The sequence below is a fragment of the Pseudanabaena minima str. Chao 2107 genome (assembly GCF_051131155.1).
Classification (GTDB): Bacteria; Cyanobacteriota; Cyanobacteriia; order Pseudanabaenales; family Pseudanabaenaceae; genus Pseudanabaena; species Pseudanabaena minima.
Map to the genome: position 1 here is coordinate 1,631,277 of NZ_CP159508.1, position 22,722 is coordinate 1,653,998.

Genomic DNA, 22,722 nt, shown 5'->3' on the forward strand with positions numbered 1-22,722 from the left:
CTATGATGAAGTGATCCGTTTTTTGTAATATTTATAGTATTTTTCCTATCCAAGTGCCTCCCAGTCAAAAAACATGATTGCTATGACAGGTTCCTTGCCTAACTCAGACCTTGTGTCTAATAACTTGACAGACGGACAGGTAGTGAGGAATGCCACATTACACATCCTGTTAGCAGCTATGCGCGTCATGAGTCGTTCTACAGGAGTAATCCGTGTGGAGACAAAATATCATCGGTGGAAATTATTGCTCACGGGTGGAGGATTAGTATTAGCAGAAGAAGAAGGTCAAGTCATACCCACATTAGTTCGCAAATACAACAGCAAAGGCATTAACTTTTCGCGCATTCCTGAATGGGAGCAACGCCAAAGTAATCGTCCCTACTGCTACCCTTTTGTGAACAATGTTTATAAGAAACATCCTGAAATCACTAAAGAAGTTTTAAAAGAGGTGATCTTAGAAAATCTGCTGTCGTTGCACCTAGAAGATAGTTTTTCGTTTGTGTGGAAACCAGCCAATGATCTGCAAATAAATCTACCGATTTGGCAACTATCAGTACTGGAAAATACCATCGCTAACGAAGTGAAACAATGGCAAAAATTTGATTGTGTCAAACATCCTTATCAATTAGTCCAACTCGTTGATGCGGCAAATTTACTAGCAAGGGTGGGCAATGACAATTTTCCACTGTTTGCCAAGGTAACAACTGGACAGGATCGCATCTGTGCGATCGCCGATACTTTTAAGCAACCGATTTATCGTACAGCTCTATTGCTGGACAAGTTAGCTCAAAAAAATATTGTGTCAATTGTGCCACTACAGGAGCGCAAATCAGACAGTGACATTGGTGCACGTCTCCAAACAAATGCACCAACTGCACCTAAAGACGAGCCTAGAGTCTTCATTGTGGATGACTCACCTGTTTTACTGCAACAAATGCAACGTTTGCTCATTAGCTGGGGGTATCAAGTTGACTTTACTGATGATGCAGAAGCCGCTACCGACAAAATCTTAGATTACAAACCGACGATTGTATTTATTGATATCAATATGCCAAGTTTAAATGGATTTGATTTGATTAAACAAATTCGTCGTCAGCGTGAATTAGCTGCACTATCTTTAGTGTTAGTTACTGCTGAAAATAGTATGACCAATAACTTTAGAGCAAGGTGGGCAAATTGTCGATTTCTAGCCAAGCCAAGATCGTCGTCAGATACACCAAAATTTCGCGACGAATTGCGTAACTTACTGAGAGAACTTGCTCCTTTATCAACGGATACACTAGTCTAGGAAAGCGATTTGCATCAGTTTGATAAAGTTAAACTTGAGATTAATGAGGAATGTGGGGGGTTGCATTCATTCTCAATTCAGCGTAAGTAGCAGCACTTAATTAATTAGATAAAGTTTAGGGTAAAAATCATGAGTGAGCATTTTCTAATAATTGACGATTCCGCGATTCAAAGACATTTATTGACTTCTTTCTTGAAGGATCTTGGACATTCTGTAGACTTTTGCGAGTCAACTATTGGTGCTTTGGATAAAATCATCAACAATTCCTACACAGCGATTTTTTTGGATATTGTGTTGCCAGAACAAGATGGCTATAAGTTTTTGCGAGAACTGCGATCACATCAGCAACTTGCCGATCAGTATGTGATTTTATGCTCCACCAAAAGCACCAAATTGGAAATAGATTATGGGCTAAGACGCGCTAAGGCTAATGACTATTTACCTAAGCCCGTTAGTCGTGAGTCACTATCCGAAGTCTTGAAGAAATTACCACAACATGTGAAATGAGTATTTCTGAGATGAGTCGAGATCACCGAGACGATACAGACAATTTACTTGATCACCAAGATCATCTTGTTGCACCAAGTAATAGGTATATTGTGGCAAAAGTCGGCGATCGATCGGTTACTTTCCCAGACGTTTTAATATCAGAAATTATTATTCTTGAACGCAATGCCATCTTAGCTTTGCCCTTTTACGAAACAGCAATTATTGGTGTAACGCATCATCAAGCAACTGTGATGCCTTTACTGTTATTACGATTGTTAATGGGGGAACAACGCACTTTAATCACTGAATCTCTGACTGTGGTGAGGCTGAGTAAAATTGCCGATGATTTGGGTAACCAAAATCTAGGTGGGGTCGGTATAATCGTGGATCGCGTAGTTGGCAGCCTCACTATTAATGAGTTTCAAGAGCTAGATATATCTGCGTCAGATAATAACTCTCCAAAAAAAATACCCCAAACAGTAGCGAATATTAAAGAGAACGAGTATACTCCCATTGAAATTATCCTATCGAGTATTCCTACTCATATTTGGCAACCGCAACGCTGGCAGATTTCTAGCTAATGCTTTGCGCCCATAAGTTAAGTAAGGATTAAGACATACCTATTTGGCTACATGATTTACATGATTGTGGCAGGTATAGTGTAGGATGATTCTCACAAAAATGCTACGATCCTTTCCCTATAGCGAATGCATATGGCAAGCACATCCAACAAAAATCGAGCGACTTCTCTAGGCAAGAGCAATCAGTCACCTTCAAAGCGATCGCCTAAGTCGCCGACCGCCTCCAAATCAAATAAGCCTAAAGGTTCGATGGGGCTGGGTTTGTTGTTGATTGCGATCGGGACATCTCTAATTGGGCTAGGTGGTTTAGGATATTTTGTCTATCAAGAATTACTAAGTAGCTCGCGGCGGGAAGTTGATCGATCTGCCGAAGCTCAGACTCGTCAGCTTGAAGCTAAACTCACCAACGTGCAGCAGGCAGTCGATGGAGTTGCCAGTACTTCAACAATTTTATTACAACAGCAGCCTCGTCCAAAAGTAGCTGCTCCTTTTCAAAAACTAATAGTAGATAGTCTACAAAATGCAAACTCTGTTTCAGGTATGGGGATCGCATCAAATGGCAATTTGCTATTCTCACCTGCCAAACCACTTGTACCCTATGTTTGGAAAGAACAGTCTGGCTTAAAGCCTGAAATCACTGGTCAAAAACTGCCTGCTCCCAATGACAAGTTATTGGCAGGCGATCGCCCCGATATTTTAAAAGCTTCCTTTTATCAAGAAACGCTGAAGGGAACAGCCTCTTGGTCACAGCCATATAGTGCCGTAGGCAAGACGATTATTACCTATAGCGCTCCCATCAGTGATGGACAGAAAGTAGTAGGTATCGTTAATGCTGATGCGATCGCCAGTGAGATTTTGTCAGTCGTCGATACATCTACCAAAAAGCCTACTGAAGAAACCAAAATTGGTTTTGTCGTGGCTAGTAGTAGTGGCAAAGTAATTTCCGCCTCCTACCAGTTTCAGGCAATAGAAACTCAAAATCCATCGATTACACAGGTTCTGGCTAGCCTTGCTCAACAAGCGAAAACTGAACCGTCGGGAATTGTCCAGACTGGAGGCAATCTCTGGGCATATCGCAAAATCGCAGGTAGCGACTTGCTCGTTGCTGCACAGTTACCTGAATCAGAAATCACCAACAAGCTCATCGTTTCAGTTGGTGGTGCTGCTGTTGGCATCAGTGTAATTTTAGCGATCGCCATATTAGGATTTGTCAATTCTCTTAAAAAGCGACTTCAGCCACTTACGGAAGAGTGTAATCGTTTCTTAAGTCAACAAGGAAATTCAAGTGTCAACATTGCAGGCAAAGATGAAATCGATCATCTTGGACTCACACTCAAAAGTACCTTCCAACAAGTCAAAGCCAATGAAATTCGCTTACGTGGAGAATTAAGTCAAGAATCTTCCTCCGATGACATCTCAACAGCAGCACAAATTCAGCAGAATTTAGCAGAAACTGAGCTAATGGAGGCGGAAGTTGGGGATCTCCTTGATGTGGTCTCATCAATGGAAGAAGGCGATCTCACCATCGAAGCCCAAGTAAATGATCGCGCCACAGGACTAGTTGCCGACACACTCAATCGCTTACGCGAAAAACTGGTGGAGATTATCTCTAGCGTTTTGGGGACAGCACAACAAGTAGCACAGGGAGCAGCCGATCTCGAAGAGTTAGCCAAAACCGTAGTGCTAAACACTGCCGAGCAAGCGCAATCAGTTACCCAAGGTCAAGCCTTAACGGAACAAGTAGCGGCGATCGCTGAGCGATCGGCTGCACAGGTCAATGATGCTAACCAATCACTACAGGAAGTCCGTGACACAGTTGCTTCTGGACAAACCGCAATTAATACTTTGACTGAAAGTATTAGCGTCTTACAGACAGGTTCAGCCCAGATCGTGCAGAGAATGAAAACACTGGGTGAGTTCGTTGGCTTAGCAGAACAGTTTGTACAAGATCAAGGGCAAATTGCTTCGTTAACCCAAGTTTTAGCACTCAATGCTACCCTTGTCGCCGCCCGCGCTGCTGAACAAAAAGATCCTAAGCAATTCGCTAGCGTAGCTCGTGAATTTGAATCGATCGCAGGACAAGTTAATGATTTGGCAACCCAAACCAATGACGGATTGACGGTACTACAACAGCGCACATCTCAAATCCAAACCGTAGTAACGGCGATCGATGCTGAAGTGCAGAATTTAAGTGGACTGGTTGCTGGCTTCACATCAGGCGTAGAGTCATCGCAATCTGCCTTCAATAGCATTCAAATCGCTACTGAAGAAGTTGTGCAAATTGGGCAAGCTATTACTGAGTCTAGTGCTGAAATCGCTGATGCCGCAGGCTCTACAGCAAGTTATATCAGTGAAATTGCCCAACTAGCGGATCGCACCGCTGACCTCACGCGATCGGCTAGACAACAAGCCGAAGCAATGGGAAATCAGGCTCAGCAACTATTACAAGGTATTCAGTTTTTCCGTTTACCAGAATCATCAAGTGTTATCAATTCTACGGATAAGGCGATCGCTTCAGAAGCTTTTGCTAGTTCTGATCCATCTGTTAACAATTTATTTGATTCATCAACAGAATCGAGAAGCACTGATACCAATGGTAATTTAGGGCTAGTTGTACCTGCGATCGCAGTAGCTGCGACCGCAGTCACTTTATCTCAATCCTTACAGAGAGCATCTACCAAATCTTCCTCACCTGATGAGGAAGATAACACTGCTACTGATAGTAGGTATCTTGAAAATCTACTCGACGATGGTATTAGCAGTGAGTTTGCCGAAGATAATTTCGCCGAATCACTGCCTGAACAGAGTTTTGATTCTGCTCCAGAAAACTTCATTTCAGAAAACGTTGCGGATGACCAACATCAATCTTCAGCAGTATATTCTGATCTCACAGATATATCTTTAATTGAAGAATCACTTCTTGCTGATCTCAAACAAGAAGTCTATGATGAATCCTCAATTGATGAGGTTGCTAACACTGAAGCAACGTTCAAAAATCCCATGGAGGGAGTTAACGAGTTTGCAATCAATGAGGCAGCCAGTGATCCAATGATTGCCTCAGCTACTTCTTCATTTTTGGAAAATACAGCTTTTGGTACTCCATCACCTCTTGCGGAAGATGCAAATCTTCATTTACCAACCTTTATCGATTTCACAATTCCCGATCTCGATGATGAGGATTTTCATATCCCCAAAATGAATATAGAGTCTACATTAGATGATTCAAATTCATTCTTTGACAGTAGCACTTTAATCCAAGAAACAGAAATAGGCACAGGAGTAGATGTTGACCCATTTGCGATGGATGATCAGACATCTATGCAGTCATTAGTGGAGACAGATGATTTTGCGATCGTAGATAATGAGAATGTTATTTCAACTCCGTCAGATGAAAGCTTTTTCGTAGATATTCCTGTAAATGCTCCAGAGAACATTGCCGACAATTTTGAATTTACCGAGTTTGAAGATTACAGCCAATATGCATCTAATGATGCAATCAATGAATCATTAGAGCATTCGATATCAAGTCCTTCTAACGAAGCTTTCAGTGATACCTTCGATACATCTTTCGATGAGTCCCCATTTGACAGAGCCTTGAATGAAGCTCTTAACGATTCTCTGGAGCAGCCATTTGCGGCTGATAGTACTTTTGAAGAGTCAATTCCAGAAGTTTTTGATGACGAGTTTAATTACGAATTGCCTGAACAAGATGCTCAAAATCAGGCTCAAGAAAATAATGATGTATTAGATTTAAATCAGCCAGCAGATAATTATTCTTATGCTGATGAACTTGTAAATCCTGATGAGCTAGCTGATTTACCAGCACAAATCCCTGATGTTTATCTTGATGTATCTTCAGATGATGAATTTGCTGAAGAGTTTACCTTTGAATTGGATGAAAGCCATTTAGCAAATGATACGAGTTCACCTCAAACAGATAGTTTCTTTGATTTGAATCTAAGTCAAGGGGAAGATAATTTTACAGAAGAAACTATCGAAGTTGTTGAAGATCCGACAGACGATTACATGTCTGAAGAGACATCAATTGAGTTCTCCTTAGCAAACGATGAATCATTATCAATGACATCTTCTGATCTAGCTGAGTCAGAGGTCTTTTCTGATGGATTTTTTGACAACATTCCTAGTCAAGAAGATGAACTTATTTCTGATCCATTCAATTTCGCTGCAAATGTTCAAGGTGATGACTCTCATGATTTGGAACCTCTAGATCAAGAGATATCGTTGTTAGAATTATCTGAAGAACAATTATCTGAAGAACAATTAGTAGATGATGATTTATCTTCGTTGTTTAATGTAGGCAACGAGGTTGAAGGAAATCCAGAAGAACAATTTGAGATTGAGCAAAATGTTGCAACTGACAATCTGTCCCAACAAACTAATCAGCTAGACTCAATCTGGCAAACTGACGAGACTGACTCTAATGAACTAGACTCTTATGATAACTTTGAGACAACTACAAGCTCAGCTAGTGAGAATTTAGCTAAGCCATTTGACGTTTCTGGAAACCTGCCAGAAGATTTCTTTGTTCCTGAAGCAGAGATTGCTTTAGAAACAGATATACAAGAAGACATATTGTTGGATTTACCAGAACAACAGTTAGACGATCAAGAGGAGCTTTATGAAGATTTCTCTTTTGAAATAGAAGACAATTTAACAACTGATCATCCTGATATCACCAATGTTGAGCAATTATTTGACGAAGCTGAAGTTATCGAATCTATTGATCAAAGCGTTACTCAATCTATCGATCCCTTTACTATACAAGTTAATCCTCAGGAGAATAATGATAATACATTTATTGCAGAATTTGAGTCATCCTTTTCCTCTGAAGAGGTGGAATCTTCAACTGTCGTAGACTTTGAGCCATTCTCTGTCCCTGAAGATGTGGAAGCTTCAACTCTTCTAGAACAGGGTTTAGAGACCGCTTTTCCTTCATTATTTGATGAAAGTGAAGCGCTAGAAGAGCAGAACTCAGAGCTAATTTGGCAATCTGAAGAGATCGAATCAGGTTTAGTGTCTACACCTGATGGGCTAGAAGATCTCTCTGAAGCCCCAACTTCATTTGAGCCTAGCAATTCTAGTTCAACTTTTGATCTGCCAGATTTATCACAGATAGCAGACATGAACAATGACTTGTCAGATGAAGCATTTAGCTTTGATATATCTGATGATTTTGATGCTTTAACTAATTCTTTAGATGAAGCACCTTCTGTAGATTTTGCTGAAGAACTGTTGTTGACTGGAGAAGAAGATGCTTCCTCTATATTTGACGACAATGGCGACAATTTAGAGCAAGAACCAGAGTTAAGTTATCACGAATTTATAAACAATTCTGAGGCTAATAGCTTAGATATTGATGGAAATGCATCAACCTTCACAGAACTTACTGAAGATGTAGAATCTGATGAAACATCAATTAAGTTTAGTGACATTCTGGAAACGGGAAGCTTAGACCAATCTCTGGATCAACAAGATTCAGCTATTTTTGGCGCGATCGCCGAAAACCTAGCTGAAGAATCTATATCTAGCTTTTCAGAATTTAGTATGTCTGAAAATAGTAATTTACAATTAGATTCAATAGATTCTGAATCCATATCCGATCTTTCTTTGGATTTCTCAGATACTTGGTTTGACGAAGTTACTGACGAAGGTGAAAACAACCAGAAATTTGCTAGTTTAGATGATGAAGATATATCTATTGGATATCCATCTGAAGATGAAGTTGCTAGTCTTTCTGATGATGATGCTTACGGGTTTGCCGATAATTTATTAGACAGTTTAATGGATGAAGCTGATGAGGAATTTGACAATCTATCTATGGATTTACCAGATTTACCGTCATTGCCAGACTTTCCTAACCTTAGCAGCGATCCTTTATTAACTGAAAACAACGACGATGAATTAGGAAATGAGCCTGAGTTTGACTTTTCTGCTTTTGATGCATCAATTGAAGATCCAGTGAATACAGCAAGAGCAGAAATTGATGATTTTCTCTCAGGTGAATTAGGTATACCAGAGATATTTGAAGAAAAGCCTAAACCTAAGCCTCAAGAAATTACTTCTTTAGATGCTGACAATAATCCTCTGCAAATACACAAATCAGATACTTAGTCTAAATGCATAAAAACCAAATAGTGTGAGGCGGCGCTTTGCGCCGCCTCACACTATTTGGTTTTTATACTTTTGTGAATTGATATTGGTCACTAAATAGCTGGGCATAATTAAAAACCTGTAGCGAACGCGCAGCGTTCGCTACAGGTTTTTGCTTTGTTTTTTAATTATGCCACCTAACTTAACGTCAGTTCGACGAAGGCAAAAAATGGTAAGAATTGCTTAGTGATTCTTACCATTTTTTGCCATTTGCGGCGTGCTTTGCACGCTGCTGCTATATCGAACTCACATTAACTTATTGCACAGAAATAAATCCTAATCTTTGGATAATTTGCTGCCCCTGAGAGGAAAGCGCAAACTCAATAAACTGCTTGGAGACAGGACTGGTAGTCTTCTTAACACCTAAAAACAAGCTGCGACTAATTGGATATTTCCCAGCTTTGACAGCATTAACATCCGTTGGCAGAACTCCATCGATCGCCACAATTCTCACGATTTCTTGCTTCTCTACCTGTGAGACGGTGGCATAACTAATGCCATTGTCACCAATATCACGCAAGATTGCAGTTGTCTCATCTTGTTTCCATGTTATGAAGTTAGGGCTATCTGGTGGGAATCCTTGACCAAGCAAGACAATATCTTGAAAAGCTTCTCTAGTTCCACTTGTGGTAGCACGATTGATCACTCTAATTGGTTGGTTTGCGCCTCCAACTTGAGACCAATTAGTGATTTTTCCCTGATAGATATCGCGTACTTGATCTTTGGTTAAATTTCCTTTAAATGGATTATTAATACCAACAACTACCGCGATCGCATCTCTCGCGATCGGCACTAATTGAATTCCCGCTTGAGCTTCAGCGGCTTTGAGAGGACGTGAAGTTGCTGCGATCGCCACATTCCCATCGATTAAATTTTTTAATCCCTGATTTGATCCCGTTGGATTGCCATCGGGAATACCATAGGTAGATGGGATGTTGGGATTAATTTGACTATAAGCATTACGCAAATCCTTGACCAAAGCCACCATCGCCGTACTGCCATCGATCGCCAAAATAGTAGGATTGGGCAAAGATGTATCAAGGTTCAAACTAGTTGTCTGTGTAGGAGTAGTTGTTCCTATGGTTGCTTGTGGGGATGTTTCAGGCGAAGCGGTAGGAGATACTACAGCTGATTTTGGTTGCGAAAAGAACCAATACCCACCTCCTGCAATTCCTGCTGTGACTAGCAATGACAATACTAAAACTGTAGTTTCTTTGCCCTGTGACATGCGTATGTTCCTAAAATCTCTGTAATATTGGCTTAACTTTAGCGCAAATTTAGCTGTATCACTGTATCTCAAGGTCAGATCTAGTTTCTGGCAATCCAAGCTAACGTGAGTTCAATATAGCCATTTGCGGCGTGCAAAGCACGCCGCAAATGGCGGAAAAGGGTAAGAATCGCTTAGCGATTCTTACCCTTTTCCGCTTTCATCGAACTGACGTTAAGCTAAGATCAGAGCTAACTGTAACTATAGATGTGACGTGTTTCAAAAAATCCGATTCCAAGCAAACCAAATTTGGCGACATCAGGTGGTGGCGCTTCTGGCTAACCTCAAAGTAGCGATCGCCCTATTACTAGCGATCGCTGTATTTAGCATCCTCGGCACAGTGATCGAGCAGGGACAAACCATCGATTTTTATCGCGAAAACTATCCTGAACATCCAGCCCTATTTGGATTTTTGTCATACAAAGTAATTTTGGCGATCGGATTAGAGCATGTCTATGGTAGCTGGTGGTTTCTGGCTTTATTAATCCTATTTGGGACAAGCCTCACTGCTTGCACCTTCAACCGTCAATTACCAATTCTCAAAGCTTCCAAACGTTGGTTTTACTATACCAAGCCCCAAAGCTTTGCAAAACTTCCCCTTGCGACAGAAATCATTGGCGGTAGTTTGAATGATTTGGCGCAGTCTCTCAACAGCAGAAACTATAAGGTTTATCAAGCAGACGATCGCCTATATGCGCGAAAAGGGCTAATAGGCAGAATTGGACCAATTGTGGTTCATGCCAGCATGTTGTTGGTCTTAATTGGTTCAATTTGGGGATCTCTGACTGGTTTTATCGCACAGGAAATGGTTCCTAGTGGAGAGACATTTCAGGTTAAAAATATCACTGAGGCAGGTGCTTGGTCAGCCAATCAAGTTCCCAAAGATTGGTCAGTGAGAGTCAATCGCTTTTGGATTGATTACACCCCCAAGGGAAGTATCGATCAGTTTTATTCGGATTTATCTGTTCTTGATCGTGATGGGAAGGAAGTTGACCGCGAAACTATTCATGTTAATAAACCGCTTAAATACAAAGGTGTCAGCTTCTATCAAGCGAACTGGGATATTCACGCGATCAGATTTACATTTAATAACAGTCCTATCCTCCAATTGCCTGTAAGTAAATTAGAATCTCAAAATGGCGGTCGTCAGGTTTGGGGAACATGGATTCCAACCAAGCCCGACCTTAGTGCAGGAATTACTCTGATTACTCCCGATTTGCAAGGTACTTTTTTGATCTACGACGAGAAGGGAAATCTCCTCACTACGGTACGAACCAATCAAAGTGCTGAAGTTAATGGTGTGACCTTTACCTTAAAAGAGGCGATCGGTAGTACTGGACTGCAAATTAAAGCTGATCCTGGAATTCCGATTGTTTACGCAGGATTTGGCTTATTAATGTTGGGCGTAATCATGAGCTACGTCAGTCACTCACAGGTATGGGCGTTGCAAGTGGGCGATCGCCTCTACGTCGGCGGTAAAACTAATCGCGCTCAAGTGAGCTTTGAGTCAGAATTAATCGATGTCACCAATGTAGTTGATCAAGGTGCGATCGCTTCAGGTGTAGCTGCATAAGCCTTTAACGTTAACTTCACGATTTATTCGATTCCTCCAATGATTTATCGCAACAAAATCGTAGGGGCTTAGCATTTGCGCCACAATTATAAAACTCCTCACAAAAATCCTGATCCGCAAATGCTAAGCCCTCTTTGCTTTTAAAACAATTTGTCCCTGCATTGTGAGTTTTTGAGTAAAATTTTTCAGAGAGAGAAGCAAAAAAAAGAGTAGGTGCTTTGCACCTACTCTTTTTTTTGCTTGACTGACCAATGCCTCGTAAAATGAAAACAAGCCTAAAGGTATGGGCGTTTCAGTATTTACAGCGCTTTGCGCTCAAACCCGAACCAATAATTTTTTGAAAGTGTTGCTTTGCAACACTTTCAAAAAATTATTGTGGTTCGTTTGATCGGAAATTGCTGTTAGAGCATTTATTCAGAGCATTTTTAGCCAGCAATTTTAATGAGCATCACAGTCGTTACCACCTCCCCTTTTTCTGACCAGAAGCCCGGCACTTCAGGACTGAGAAAAAAAGTTACCGTTTTTCAAACCCTTAACTATCTCGAAAACTTCGTTCAATCAATATTTGATAGCCTCGAAGGATTTCAGGGACAAACCCTTGTTGTCGGCGGCGACGGACGCTATTACAACCGCCACGCGATCCAAGTGATTCTGAAAATGGCTGCGGCGAATGGCTTTGGCAAAATTTTAGTTGGACGTGGCGGCATCTTATCAACACCTGCGGCTTCATGTATCATTCGCAAACATAAGGCTTTTGGTGGCATTATTCTCTCAGCTAGTCATAACCCCGCAGGTAAAGATGGCGACTTTGGGATCAAATACAACACAGGTAACGGTGGACCCGCACCTGAGAAAATCACCGATGCGATTTATAACATTACTAAGAGCATCACTGAATATAAGATTCTGGAAGCTGATGATCTTAATCTTGACCAAATCGGTGAAACCAAATTGGGCGATACCACGATCGCTGTGATCGATTCCGTTGCTGACTATGCGGAACTGATGGGCGAGCTATTTGACTTCGATCGCATCAAATTATTACTTGCATCACCAAAATTTCGGATGTGCTTCGATGGAATGCACGCGGTAACTGGTCCCTATGCCCAAGAAATTTTAGTTAATCGGCTTGGCGCACCTGCGAGTGCTTTACAAAGCTGCGTCCCTCTCGAAGACTTTGGCGATGGACATCCAGATCCGAACCTGGTCTATGCCCATGATCTGGTGGATGTACTTTATGGAGAAGATGCTCCTGACTTTGGTGCAGCATCTGATGGCGATGGCGATCGCAATATGATTTTAGGACGTAAGTTCTTTGTCACTCCTAGCGACAGCTTAGCAATTCTCGCCGCCAATGCTCACCATGTTCCAGCCTATAAAAGTGGACTGGCAGGCATTGCCCGTTCCATGCCCACCAGCCAAGCTCCCGATCGCGTAGCCGCCCGTTTAGGAATCGAATGCTACGAAACGCCTACGGGTTGGAAGTTCTTCGGCAATTTGTTGGATGCTGGCAAAGCAACCCTCTGCGGCGAAGAAAGCTTTGGTACTGGTTCCAATCATGTCCGTGAAAAAGACGGACTCTGGGCGGTGCTATTCTGGCTTAATGTTTTGGCAGCACGTCAGCAATCGGTTGAGGCGATTGTTAAGGAACATTGGCAGCTTTATGGACGCAATTTCTATTCACGCCATGATTATGAAGGTGTAGACAGCGATCGCGCCAACACCCTAATCAATAATCTCCGCGCAAAATTTGCTGATTTACCCAGTCAAAAGTTTGGCAACTATGAAGTCGCGTTCTGCGATGACTTTAGCTACACCGATCCCGTTGATGGCAGTGTCAGCAGCAAGCAAGGTGTAAGAATCGGCTTCACCGATGATTCACGCATAGTATTCCGTCTGTCTGGTACTGGCACTGAAGGCGCAACTTTAAGACTCTATGTTGAGAGTTACGAACCAAATATTGCGAAACACAATCTTGATACTCAAGAGGCTCTAAAAGAGTTGATTGAAATTGCCGATCAAATCGCGCAGATCAAGACTTTAACAGGACGCGATCGCCCAACAGTAATTACATAACTGAATGTTACGTGGAACGCAGATGATAAATCTCTTACTGCTAGCGAAGCAGGGCAACCACGGGGGGATTGCCCCTACCTGTAAATTGCAGATTTTGTAGGGGGCTGCGCCCCCGTGCCAGCCCTATACTTCCGCCATCGAAGGAATTCTTTCCACGTAACATCAGCACAATAAAATAAAGGTTCACCCTTTGGGTGCGCCTTTATTTTATTGTGTGAAAATCTTCTGGAGTATTGCAGTTAAACAGCATCTCAAAAGGGACGTTTACAATCTCAGCAACTTCTTGATTAGTTAACCATTTCTGAAATGATCGCCCACCATTGCTGATAAATTCCCTGAGAGAATCTTGACATGACCAACGGTAGAAGCCACATAGAGGCTCCCATTGCTTACGCGAATGTTCATCTACATAACGCGGTAAATAGGCGATCGCCGTTTTAGGTAAATTCTCTAACTGGCTAGCCCAAATTTGAAGAAGATCACCTTGCAGATTTGGCAAATCACAGGCAAGTAATAAAATCCAATCAACAGGACTAGCGATTGCCTGAAGCCCTTGCCAAAAGCCAACTAATGCACCATCAAGTTGCTGATCCAATACCACTGACAATTGCGATAAATCTGGGGCGATCGCTTTCTGATATTGCTCTTGACTTCGCGTCACTACATAAACATTATCAGCAACTTGTAGAGCCGTTCGACAGGTTCTAGATAACAGAGTTTCGCCATTAATTTCTAATAAAGCCTTATCCTTCCCCATCCTTGAGCTTTTACCACCCGAAAGCACGATCACAATCATATTCATAGAATTTTTCTTGTTCCCATCTCCTTTGCAAGGAGATGGGCTAGGGGTGAGGTTAGATAAACTTGAGAATCTGTTGGGCTGTGATTTCAGGCTGTTCTAGATGCGGAACATGTCCGCTATTTTCAATCCAAACGAGTTTGTTATTGGGAATAATTGATTGGAACTTAGCAGCATCTTTTGTGCCGAGAATGCGATCGCGATCGCCCCAGAGAATTAGAGTTTCTGTTGACAAATACTTTAGTTGATCGGCAAAGGAACCATAGCCGCCGCTTTTAGTAAATGAGATTAGAGATTCACTCCAACGGGGCATGGCTAAATGTAACGATGCACAAACCTCAGCATCGGTTGTCACAAAACTGGGATCAGCATAAGCCTTGAGACTAACTTCACGACGAACTTTGGGACTACGTAAGAAATCTGTTGCCATCCGATCTAACGGTGGCACAAGAAATTTACCAGCCGCTGTTCCCTTCCGCATTCCTGCACTGCCAATCAGAATCAACTTTTTCACCACATCGGGATAGGTGAGTGTAAAGTCGATCGCGGCTGCACCGCCCATCGATGCACCGACAAGAATAATTGGTTTGGCGATCGCCGTTTTCCAAAAATAGTAGAGATGATCCTTAATGAGTTCGGGGCTGACTGGACTATCAACTAGACGCTCGGTTAAGCCAAAACCAAATAAATCCATCGCCCAAGTTTGCCGTGAAGTTGCCAGTTTCGGAAGTAGTCGGCGAAACTCTAATAGAGAACTGTCAAAACCATGCAGCAGCAAAATAGGAGAACCTTGATCATCTTTGCTAACACCATCTTTGCTCAGACCTTCACAGACATAGCTAGTCAATACTACTTCGCTAGTAAAGCTAGTGGAGACCAGACAAAATTGGATATTATCGACGATGGCAATCGAAGTTGCTTCGGTGAGTTGCGATCGCAGCTTAGTAACTTCAGGCGGTAAATTCGACATTAATTTTCTATTTTAACGTGAGTTCGATATCGCCATTTGCGCTGTGCAAAGCACAGCGCAAATGGCAGAAAATGACAAGCAAAAATCGTTCTGTGTGCTTAGGGCTGTGCCGAAACAGATTTTTGATAGTACGGCTAAGTCTTGCTATCAAAAATCTGATTCCTTAATTCCCTCACTTGAAGGTAATGGATAGTTAGCATCCACTTTTTCATTGACTTTGGGTAGATGGTGTAGATGCATTTTCACAAGGGTTGCTCCCGTAATCGTGGCATAAAAAGGAGTAAACCCTAAGAAGAATAGTAGGATTCCGTAGAGACTACCTTGACCGCGAAAAGTGGTGATGATTGCTACTGCCATGCAGGTTACTAAAACCACATTAACCACAATCCACAGAAGAGATCGCCCCTTTAAGAATTTGGCATCAGGAAGCTTAGGATTGCGACCATTCCAAAGAACTAGCCATTGCAAAACGCCTAGCATAGTTCCTGCTAAAACTAGCCATAGAGAATTAACTGCTAATAATGGGATGCGATCAACAATATTACTGGCTGTAAAAGAACCGTCAGGATTGATGGCAAATCCAAATTGGGCGGTAAACGCTAAACTAGTGGCTGCAAAACCAATCCAAGTCCAACCAAAGGTACTTACTAAAATCCACCATACAGGAGATTTAAAAAATCGACGTAGGACGAGATATTGCATCAAGCTCACCAATGCCCCAACGACGATCGCACCACTGACAATACCAGTTGATACAGGGCAGTTGAGACTTCCAAATCCTGTATCGCAAATGCGGATATCCATCAGGCGATCGCTGAGGTAATAAACTCCCGCTAAACAAGCAGCAATCCCAAATATATTGCCGATCGCTGCACCGATTAGGGTCGCCAGTACCCATCGCCACCATAACCCGACAGCAGATAAAGCACGTTGTTTTTGCATTGTATGTTTCAATCCTGCGTGACCTGCGAACTCAAAGATTTTGATCGCCGTACTAAATACAAATTCACAAAAGTATCTTCATACTTTTGTGAATTAAAAACCAAACCCACTAAGGGTTTTAAAAACACGAAATGGCGTAGCCATTTTGTGTTTTGGTATAAAGCTAATATTTTAGCCCCCTAAATCCCCCAATTCTGGGGGACTTTAATCTGCTTCCCCGCAGAATTGGGGGGCTAGGGGGGGCTAAAATATTAGCTTCTCAAACAGGCTCTTAGGGTTTTAAAAGCAGAAAATGGCGTAGCCATTTTCTGCTTTTGTATAAATTTTCTAGACTAGCTCTTCTGTTACAATCCTACGCAAAATCTCGGCAACTGTAGCAGCCATTCTCGCATCAATTTCTAAAGCTTCGCGTACAGGATCTTGAAGATTGAGGACAGCGCGTAAAGTCATATTCACCGATCGCAACTTTGGTAAGGGCAAATCATGGGATTTGGCAAGGCGATCAACAAACTGGATACAAGCTGTATAGGTCAGTTCTGTTTGTTTACGTTGATCGCTGTATCCAAAGCCCATTTTGGAGATCACCACAGGATTGTCAATAAAATATGACAATCCCAAGGATATAATTGCTGCCTCAACATATCGAGCCGTATCTTGCGCCATCGCACCAATCAAAGCACTGAGACTATGCCACTGAGCAGCTGGTAAACGATTAGCAGGGGCTATATGCCGATGCCATGCAATTTGCGAAACAATTCGCGTTAGGTCGTATGCCGAAATTAAATTGTCGCCACGATGTTGCTCTTTTACGCCACTAATTATATTTCTACCCGTTGGATCTCGCAAAATCGGCTGTTCTATATAAGGAACTTCACCGTATCGTCCTTGAAAAGAGAGCTTTTGATTACCTGTGATTTTTTTGAGCCAATCCTGTAAACCTAGAGGGGTCGTAAATTGCTTAAACATTGCCGACAAGCCGTTAGAGGTCATGCCATTGGACTCCTCATAAGCACAAATGCGTTGTGCCATTTCCGCAAAGGTGCGCGGTGTTTTATTACCTTGGGAATCGGCGATCGCCAACTGTGCGATCGCTTGATTTGGTTGTACTTGATTAGCGGTACAGATGGTGTAAAGCAATGGCACAATCTTGGTAGAACTCCAAAACTGCACATTGCGTAAGGGATTACGCCCGATCCAACGCGACAGCATTTGTCCATTGACAATACTACCGATACAAATACAAGCTTCTTGGATACTGCTATGGAGAAACTCCAGTCCAATGTTCTCAATATTGGGAATTACCCCAAGGGCAGGATATGGACGAAAGCGCACGCGCACCTGAGTACCTGCCAGCATAGCAACATCCCCGTAGGACACAATGTTTACCCCGTCAGGCAAACTGGCAAGACGTTCAGGATAGGCGGGAATATGACTTAACAATGGTGACGGTGCAAAGTTACGGTTTGGCAAACCTTTCTTAGAACCTGCAATACAGCCATTGATCCCCCGATCAAGAAACCCTAGATAGTTAGAGTCTGCTTGCCCCATATTCACAAAAATGCGCTGAGCATTGGTAAATTTTGGAAATAGGCGATCGCCATTGCCAATAATTTTGAGCAAATGTCTCACTACTTCTGGCATCTGTAATAGTTCATTGGTAATTAAGCGTGAATTAGCATCCAAAATCGTATCAATGCTCAGGGCATTGGCAAACTGCACAAAAGCCGCTTCCGATAATCTGCCATAGATGCCATCCACTTCTCCGTCATACAGCCCTAACTTTTGCAAATATGTCTGTGCTTTGATTAGTTCCTCAAACGAAAGCTTTACCTCTACGACTGCCATGAAATCCCTCTACAAAAAAGCCTTAATTTAATAGTGTATCGATTAGTTAGGCGATCGCAATGTATTCCAGATCTCAATAGCAGATCAAAAATTGGGCAATGTTAGGCAATCAATAGCCAAATAAATGAAGGCGGCGCAAAGCGCCACCTTCATTTATTTGGCTATATGACGCAAAGCGTCACATATTCACAAAAGTGTGACGACCTTTTTTGTGAATTAAATACTAAACCCAGTCATGGTTTTAAAACACAAAATTGGCGTAGCCAATTTTGTGTTTTGGTATTAGGAAATATCCTTAGGAATGAAAATTAATTAACTTGTGCAATTAAAACCAGAATTTGTTGTGGCGGGCTTCGCCCGCCACAACAAATTTTGGTTTTAATTAATTTTCATTCCTTAGGTGTTTTGTCAAAATGTCCCATTCCCAAATACAACTCAGCAACTTCGGGATCATTCAATAAATCTGTACCTTTACCCGTAAACTCATCTTTGCCCAAATGCATTACATAACCACGATCAGCGATCGCTAGAGCCTTACGGGCATTCTGCTCCACCAAAATTATTGATGTTCCCGTTTGATTAATCTGCTGAATTAAATTAAAAATATCCTGAACCAATATTGGTGATAGTGCTGCCGAAGGCTCATCTAAGATCAATAACTTCGGCTCCAGCATCATCGCTCGTCCCATCGCAAGCATTTGCCGCTCACCGCCAGAAAGTGTCCCTGCTCTCTGGTTACGGCGCTTTGCTAATACAGGAAAAGTTGTATAAATCTTATCTTTAACTGCTGTGATATTGCCTTCGCGAGTATAAGCGCCCATGTCAAGATTGTCCGATACACTCAGGGATGGGAAGACATTCGCAATTTGCGGTACATAGCTAATCCCATAGCGCACAATTTGTTCAGGACTAAGCCCCACCAAAGCGCGATCGCCAAATAATATTTCCCCCGATCGCACTGGTACTAAACCAAAAATTGCTTTGGCTAAGGTTGATTTGCCTGCGCCATTGGAGCCAATCACGGTGACAAGTTCGCCTTCATATACTGACAAATTTGCACCTTGCAAGATATCAACTCCATCCACATATCCCGCAAAAATGTTACGCGCTTCAAGGATAAGTTGACTGGAAATTTGGCGATCAGTTGGTTCAGCAGATTGACTAGCATTCATATTTGGGATTTAATCGTTCCGAGCTTAATATTACGTTAAGGTTAAGCTTAATCGCGTTCAATCGACTATCTATGAGTAAATTTATACGAAACTCATACTTTCTGAGTTGATACTCATGTTCTAATACCCATTCACGAAAGAGTGGCAACACTTTTGTGAATTGAAAACCAAACCCAGAGAGGGTTTTAAAAGCACAAAATGGCGTAGCCATTTTGTGCTTTGGTATAACTTGGTTTATCGCAGAAGATAAACGATATTTCTAAGTATGTTAGCTTTATATTATGTAATTTTATGACTAGAACTACTACTCACATCTAGGGATAAATAATGCTAGAAGTTACTTTGTCGCAGCAGTATCAGATTTCTATCCCACAGGAAATTAGGGATTTGTTAAATTTACAAGTGGGACAAAAGTTTTCAGTTGTTCTAAAAAATGATTCAATTACGCTTGTCCCTCAACCTTCTATACAATCATTTCGAGGTGTTTTAAAGGGAGCAAATATTCACAATGTACGCGATCGCAGTGAAAGAGTATGAAGTTTCTTGTGGATACTTGTGGATGGTTAGAATGGTTGACTGATGGTGTTTTAGCTGATGAGTTTTCTCCCTATTTAAACGATCTCGATAATTTAATTATTCCTACTTCAATACAATATGAACTGCATAAATGGATATGCCGTGAACGCGACGTGATATTGGCTATGGAAATTATTGAACTCACTCAGCAATCTACTGTAATACCAAAACACAAAGAAGAGGCAACAGATGATATAAGAGAAAAAGGAGAAAGAGGATAACAAAATGGCAGGGGTATATAGATTAGAAATAAGTGAAAGCGAAGAAGAGCTAAAAGAGATGCTAGGGCGGCAGAAAACAGGCTCAGATAAAGAACGAGTGCAAGTATTGTACTTACTGAAAAGCAAGCAAGCTGGCACAGTGCAAGCCGCCGCTCAACTAATCGGGAGAAACCGTAGCACAGTGCAAGAGTGGATCAGAGGATATCGAGAGGGAGGAATAGCAGGAATACTAAGCCATAAACCAAGAGTAGGCAGAATACCCAAAATCCCAGATTGGGCGCAAAAAGCACTGGACAAACAACTGCAACAGGAAAAAGGATTTAATAGCTACGGAGAGATACGACAATGGCTACAGGAAAAACTAGGAATCGAAAGTACCTATAAAAATGTGCATGACTTGGTGCATTACCGAATGAAGGCAAAACCAAAGGTAGCCCGTCCCTATAGCGCCAGTCAAAACCAAGGGCAACGCGAGGAATATAAAAAAAACTCTCGGATAACCTAGCCATGGTGGCATGGTATGCCGTGACCGTGTTGGGATTAACGGGAAAAGTCCGATTCTTTTGTCAAGACGAAACAAGGATTGGTTTGAAAACCATCAGTGGTCGTAAAATAACGGCTCGTGGGGTCAAACCCAAGGCAAAAGTCCAGTGGCAGTTTCAGGCTACATGGTTATACGGCATCGTCGAACCTGCGACGGGAGAAAGCTTTTTCTATGAATTTAGTCATCTCAACACTGACTGTTTTCAAATATTTCTAGACCTTGTATCAGAGAAATTTGCAGACAGCATAATTATCTTGCAAGTTGATCAGGCTGGTTGTCATCGGGCTAAGCGTTTACGATTACCTCACAATATCATTTTGATATTTCAGCCTGCTCATTCTCCAGAATTAAACCCAATTGAGCGGGTTTGGCTACATTTGAAGCAAGGGTTGAGATTTTCTTTACCCAAAAATATGGATGAGTTGCGGCTTTTGGTCAAGAATCGTCTCTCCGAAATGACTAAATCTGTAATTGCTTCTCTTGTCGGTAGAGATTCCATACTGGATGCTCTATCTGTTGCCTCTCTTTTGTGATTTGGTATAATTCCGTTGACTCAATCTTTGGCGTTACTTGCTTCGGAATTGTCACAAAAGCATAAATTAAGTTTTGCAGATTCGATTATCTATGCAACAGCCCAACAAGAAAATGTCAAGCTTATTACATCAGATAACCATTTTGAAGGGTTACCTGATGTAATTTATTTCTCTAAAAAGTCTTGACTCTAAATATTGAATTATTGTTAATGATAACGCACCGTAATTATGCGGAAATAACTACGCGAAAGCCGATGTCGTTGTACCGATCGCTTTGCCAATGCCATTCCCGACTTGCGGCGCGACATAACCTCGCTTCGTTGCTCCATGAGCCACCTTTACGCACACGCCGACTACTATAGCCATCGCTTACCCATGCTGAACCATCCGCAGGTGCGCCATTAAAATTATCGTGCCACACATCCTCGCACCATTCCCAAACACCACCATGCATCTCGTATAGCCCCCAAGAATTTGGCACTTTCTGCCCGACAGGATGCGATCGCTTATTGGCATTGTCGGCAAACCATGCATAATCAGCAAGTTGCGTAGGTATATCGCCAAAGTGGTATGCAGTATTTGTGCCAGCGCGACAGGCATATTCCCATTCTGACTCACTCGGTAAGCGGTAAAGATGTTGCGATCGCTCGGCTAATTTACGGCAGAAATCTTGAGCTTCTAACCAAGAGACATTTTCGACAGGGGATTGCAGATTTTCGCGAAACATGGCGGGATTAATCCCCATAATTGCGACCCATTGCTCTTGGGTAACAGCAAACTTTGCCATGTAAAAATCAGGGACTTGCACCTCAGATATAGGAGATTCATTTTCGCGTCTGCCGATTTCATTGGGCGGTGAACCTAGCGCAAATCTTCCTGAAGGAATTCGCACCATTTCCATATAGATACCATTACCCAAATCATCACGAAAGGCTTTGTCTCGTCTCTTGATCGGATCTTTTGGTGGCTCAGGCACTGGTCTCGGTTCCGCAATAATGATTGGTGCTGGTTGTGGTTTCAGCTTTTCGAGCAATATGGCTAAAGTAAAACCTGCGATCGCTGAACTAGCGCTAATTATTAGCTGGCGACGATTAATCTTAACGGGGATTTTGACAAGCGATTTTGCCCATGCTTGCCCGATCTCTAAAGCTTTAACCGTAGAAACTTCTGAGGGCTTTTTTATTTCTGAATCATTTGCTTCTGGATCAGTAAAATCATTAACTATTCGGCTAAATTCTTCTAGATATTCATAACCTTCCAAATACTCGCGCACCAGATAGCAATTATCTTCTTCCGTAAAAAAAGCTTGGACTTTGGGAGCTAGCGTATAGTTTTGTCCGATTTCATAGAGCTTTGTGGCGATCGCTTCATGATCTAGGGTGCTTTCTCCTGACACTTGCCAGAAATAAACCACACAAAAAGGTTTGGGTGCGATCGGTATTTCTAAATTTTCGGCTAGATAGACGGATAAGGCGATCGCGCCAACTTGTTTAAGTCCAATGGTTTTAACTATGCGATAGCGATTGCTGAGAATGGTGTCTACATCCATTGATATCTAGGTTCATTAAATATAGCGAACGCTACTTAATATTAAATCCCAAAAAGCAAAAGGCGGCGCTTCGCGCCGCCTTTTGCTTTAGATGAAAAGAGAGTTGCGGCGCGAAGCGCCGCAACT

At 42.0% G+C, this 22,722-nt stretch carries 18 protein-coding genes; 11 read left to right on the plus strand and 7 right to left on the minus strand.

Annotated elements, in window-relative coordinates:
- The first annotated feature begins 73 nt into the window (after positions 1 to 73).
- From ABM313_RS07250 to ABM313_RS07265, 4 genes are all read left to right on the plus strand, one after another.
- Positions 74 to 1,288, plus strand: coding sequence for a response regulator (locus ABM313_RS07250; RefSeq protein WP_434686984.1), 1,215 nt, complete (start codon positions 74 to 76; stop codon positions 1,286 to 1,288).
- 129 nt (positions 1,289 to 1,417) lie between these two features.
- Positions 1,418 to 1,795: a response regulator gene (locus ABM313_RS07255; protein ID WP_434686985.1), complete on the plus strand. Its 378-nt coding sequence runs from the start codon at positions 1,418 to 1,420 to the stop codon at positions 1,793 to 1,795.
- Entirely contained in the window at positions 1,792 to 2,358 is a 567-nt protein-coding gene (locus ABM313_RS07260; RefSeq protein WP_434686986.1) for a chemotaxis protein CheW, read from the plus strand. The genes ABM313_RS07255 and ABM313_RS07260 overlap by 4 nt, the downstream gene beginning before the upstream one ends.
- Before the next feature lie 132 nt (positions 2,359 to 2,490).
- On the plus strand, positions 2,491 to 8,490 hold the full coding sequence (locus tag ABM313_RS07265) for a PDC sensor domain-containing protein (protein WP_434686987.1): 6,000 nt from the start codon (positions 2,491 to 2,493) through the stop codon (positions 8,488 to 8,490).
- A gap of 295 nt (positions 8,491 to 8,785) precedes the next feature.
- Here the strand turns inward: ABM313_RS07265 and ABM313_RS07270 are convergent, their stop codons facing one another.
- The gene (locus tag ABM313_RS07270) at positions 8,786 to 9,757 is read right to left on the minus strand and encodes a phosphate ABC transporter substrate-binding protein (RefSeq protein WP_434686988.1); all 972 of its coding nucleotides are present in this window, start codon (positions 9,755 to 9,757) and stop codon (positions 8,786 to 8,788) included.
- Between the two features lie 253 nt (positions 9,758 to 10,010).
- On the opposite strand from ABM313_RS07270, the gene ABM313_RS07275 reads away from it, so the two are divergent.
- Both ABM313_RS07275 and ABM313_RS07280 read left to right on the plus strand, forming a co-directional pair.
- Complete coding sequence (locus ABM313_RS07275) at positions 10,011 to 11,369, plus strand: cytochrome c biogenesis protein (RefSeq protein ID WP_434686989.1); 1,359 nt, start codon at positions 10,011 to 10,013, stop codon at positions 11,367 to 11,369.
- Positions 11,370 to 11,810: 441 nt separating this feature from the next.
- The gene (locus ABM313_RS07280; RefSeq protein WP_434686990.1) at positions 11,811 to 13,445 is read left to right on the plus strand and encodes an alpha-D-glucose phosphate-specific phosphoglucomutase; all 1,635 of its coding nucleotides are present in this window, start codon (positions 11,811 to 11,813) and stop codon (positions 13,443 to 13,445) included.
- Positions 13,446 to 13,647: 202 nt separating this feature from the next.
- Here the strand turns inward: ABM313_RS07280 and ABM313_RS07285 are convergent, their stop codons facing one another.
- The 5 genes from ABM313_RS07285 to ABM313_RS07305 all read right to left on the minus strand — a co-directional run bounded on the left by ABM313_RS07285 (position 13,648) and on the right by ABM313_RS07305 (position 19,173).
- Positions 13,648 to 14,247 (minus strand): molybdenum cofactor guanylyltransferase, encoded by a 600-nt coding sequence (locus ABM313_RS07285; protein WP_434686991.1) that lies wholly within the window; start codon positions 14,245 to 14,247, stop codon positions 13,648 to 13,650.
- Between the two features lie 52 nt (positions 14,248 to 14,299).
- Positions 14,300 to 15,214: an alpha/beta fold hydrolase gene (locus ABM313_RS07290; RefSeq protein ID WP_434686992.1), complete on the minus strand. Its 915-nt coding sequence runs from the start codon at positions 15,212 to 15,214 to the stop codon at positions 14,300 to 14,302.
- 147 nt (positions 15,215 to 15,361) lie between these two features.
- A complete protein-coding gene (locus ABM313_RS07295) occupies positions 15,362 to 16,156 on the minus strand; it encodes a hypothetical protein (RefSeq protein WP_434686993.1) in 795 nt (264 codons plus the stop codon).
- 327 nt (positions 16,157 to 16,483) lie between these two features.
- Positions 16,484 to 18,001 carry a peptidoglycan-binding domain-containing protein gene (locus ABM313_RS07300; protein ID WP_434686994.1) on the minus strand — a complete coding sequence of 506 codons (1,518 nt, stop codon included), beginning with the start codon at positions 17,999 to 18,001 and terminating at the stop codon, positions 16,484 to 16,486.
- A gap of 389 nt (positions 18,002 to 18,390) precedes the next feature.
- A complete protein-coding gene (locus tag ABM313_RS07305; protein ID WP_434686995.1) occupies positions 18,391 to 19,173 on the minus strand; it encodes an ABC transporter ATP-binding protein in 783 nt (260 codons plus the stop codon).
- Between the two features lie 327 nt (positions 19,174 to 19,500).
- Between ABM313_RS07305 and ABM313_RS07310 the strand changes: the two genes are divergently transcribed.
- Genes ABM313_RS07310 through ABM313_RS07330 form a run of 5 tightly spaced genes read left to right on the plus strand, consistent with a single transcriptional unit; the run spans position 19,501 to position 21,233 of the window.
- Positions 19,501 to 19,710, plus strand: coding sequence for an AbrB/MazE/SpoVT family DNA-binding domain-containing protein (locus ABM313_RS07310; protein ID WP_434686996.1), 210 nt, complete (start codon positions 19,501 to 19,503; stop codon positions 19,708 to 19,710).
- The gene (locus tag ABM313_RS07315) at positions 19,707 to 19,970 is read left to right on the plus strand and encodes a hypothetical protein (RefSeq protein WP_434686997.1); all 264 of its coding nucleotides are present in this window, start codon (positions 19,707 to 19,709) and stop codon (positions 19,968 to 19,970) included. The genes ABM313_RS07310 and ABM313_RS07315 overlap by 4 nt, the downstream gene beginning before the upstream one ends.
- 4 nt (positions 19,971 to 19,974) lie before the next feature.
- Entirely contained in the window at positions 19,975 to 20,475 is a 501-nt protein-coding gene (locus tag ABM313_RS07320) for a helix-turn-helix domain-containing protein (RefSeq protein WP_434683803.1), read from the plus strand.
- 2 nt (positions 20,476 to 20,477) lie between these two features.
- Positions 20,478 to 21,047 carry an IS630 family transposase gene (locus tag ABM313_RS07325; RefSeq protein ID WP_434683804.1) on the plus strand — a complete coding sequence of 190 codons (570 nt, stop codon included), beginning with the start codon at positions 20,478 to 20,480 and terminating at the stop codon, positions 21,045 to 21,047.
- 15 nt (positions 21,048 to 21,062) lie between these two features.
- Positions 21,063 to 21,233, plus strand: a complete 171-nt coding sequence (locus ABM313_RS07330; protein ID WP_434686998.1) for a PIN domain-containing protein — start codon at positions 21,063 to 21,065, stop codon at positions 21,231 to 21,233.
- A gap of 40 nt (positions 21,234 to 21,273) precedes the next feature.
- Here ABM313_RS07330 and ABM313_RS07335 read toward each other — a convergent pair whose 3' ends face one another.
- On the minus strand, positions 21,274 to 22,596 hold the full coding sequence (locus ABM313_RS07335; protein WP_434686999.1) for a formylglycine-generating enzyme family protein: 1,323 nt from the start codon (positions 22,594 to 22,596) through the stop codon (positions 21,274 to 21,276).
- Positions 22,597 to 22,722: the final 126 nt, after the last annotated feature.

What these genes read in the sequence shown, in the direction of transcription:
- ABM313_RS07250 (WP_434686984.1), top strand. Translation starts at nt 74, where the DNA reads ATGATTGCTATGACAGGTTCCTTGCCTAACTCAGACCTTGTGTCTAAT.
- ABM313_RS07255 (WP_434686985.1), top strand. Translation starts at nt 1,418, where the DNA reads ATGAGTGAGCATTTTCTAATAATTGACGATTCCGCGATTCAAAGACAT.
- ABM313_RS07260 (WP_434686986.1), top strand. Translation starts at nt 1,792, where the DNA reads ATGAGTATTTCTGAGATGAGTCGAGATCACCGAGACGATACAGACAAT.
- ABM313_RS07265 (WP_434686987.1), top strand. Translation starts at nt 2,491, where the DNA reads ATGGCAAGCACATCCAACAAAAATCGAGCGACTTCTCTAGGCAAGAGC.
- ABM313_RS07270 (WP_434686988.1), bottom strand. Translation starts at nt 9,757, where the DNA reads ATGTCACAGGGCAAAGAAACTACAGTTTTAGTATTGTCATTGCTAGTC.
- ABM313_RS07280 (WP_434686990.1), top strand. Translation starts at nt 11,811, where the DNA reads ATGAGCATCACAGTCGTTACCACCTCCCCTTTTTCTGACCAGAAGCCC.
- ABM313_RS07285 (WP_434686991.1), bottom strand. Translation starts at nt 14,247, where the DNA reads ATGAATATGATTGTGATCGTGCTTTCGGGTGGTAAAAGCTCAAGGATG.
- ABM313_RS07290 (WP_434686992.1), bottom strand. Translation starts at nt 15,214, where the DNA reads ATGTCGAATTTACCGCCTGAAGTTACTAAGCTGCGATCGCAACTCACC.
- ABM313_RS07295 (WP_434686993.1), bottom strand. Translation starts at nt 16,156, where the DNA reads ATGCAAAAACAACGTGCTTTATCTGCTGTCGGGTTATGGTGGCGATGG.
- ABM313_RS07300 (WP_434686994.1), bottom strand. Translation starts at nt 18,001, where the DNA reads ATGGCAGTCGTAGAGGTAAAGCTTTCGTTTGAGGAACTAATCAAAGCA.
- ABM313_RS07305 (WP_434686995.1), bottom strand. Translation starts at nt 19,173, where the DNA reads ATGAATGCTAGTCAATCTGCTGAACCAACTGATCGCCAAATTTCCAGT.
- ABM313_RS07310 (WP_434686996.1), top strand. Translation starts at nt 19,501, where the DNA reads ATGCTAGAAGTTACTTTGTCGCAGCAGTATCAGATTTCTATCCCACAG.
- ABM313_RS07315 (WP_434686997.1), top strand. Translation starts at nt 19,707, where the DNA reads ATGAAGTTTCTTGTGGATACTTGTGGATGGTTAGAATGGTTGACTGAT.
- ABM313_RS07320 (WP_434683803.1), top strand. Translation starts at nt 19,975, where the DNA reads ATGGCAGGGGTATATAGATTAGAAATAAGTGAAAGCGAAGAAGAGCTA.
- ABM313_RS07325 (WP_434683804.1), top strand. Translation starts at nt 20,478, where the DNA reads ATGGTGGCATGGTATGCCGTGACCGTGTTGGGATTAACGGGAAAAGTC.
- ABM313_RS07335 (WP_434686999.1), bottom strand. Translation starts at nt 22,596, where the DNA reads ATGGATGTAGACACCATTCTCAGCAATCGCTATCGCATAGTTAAAACC.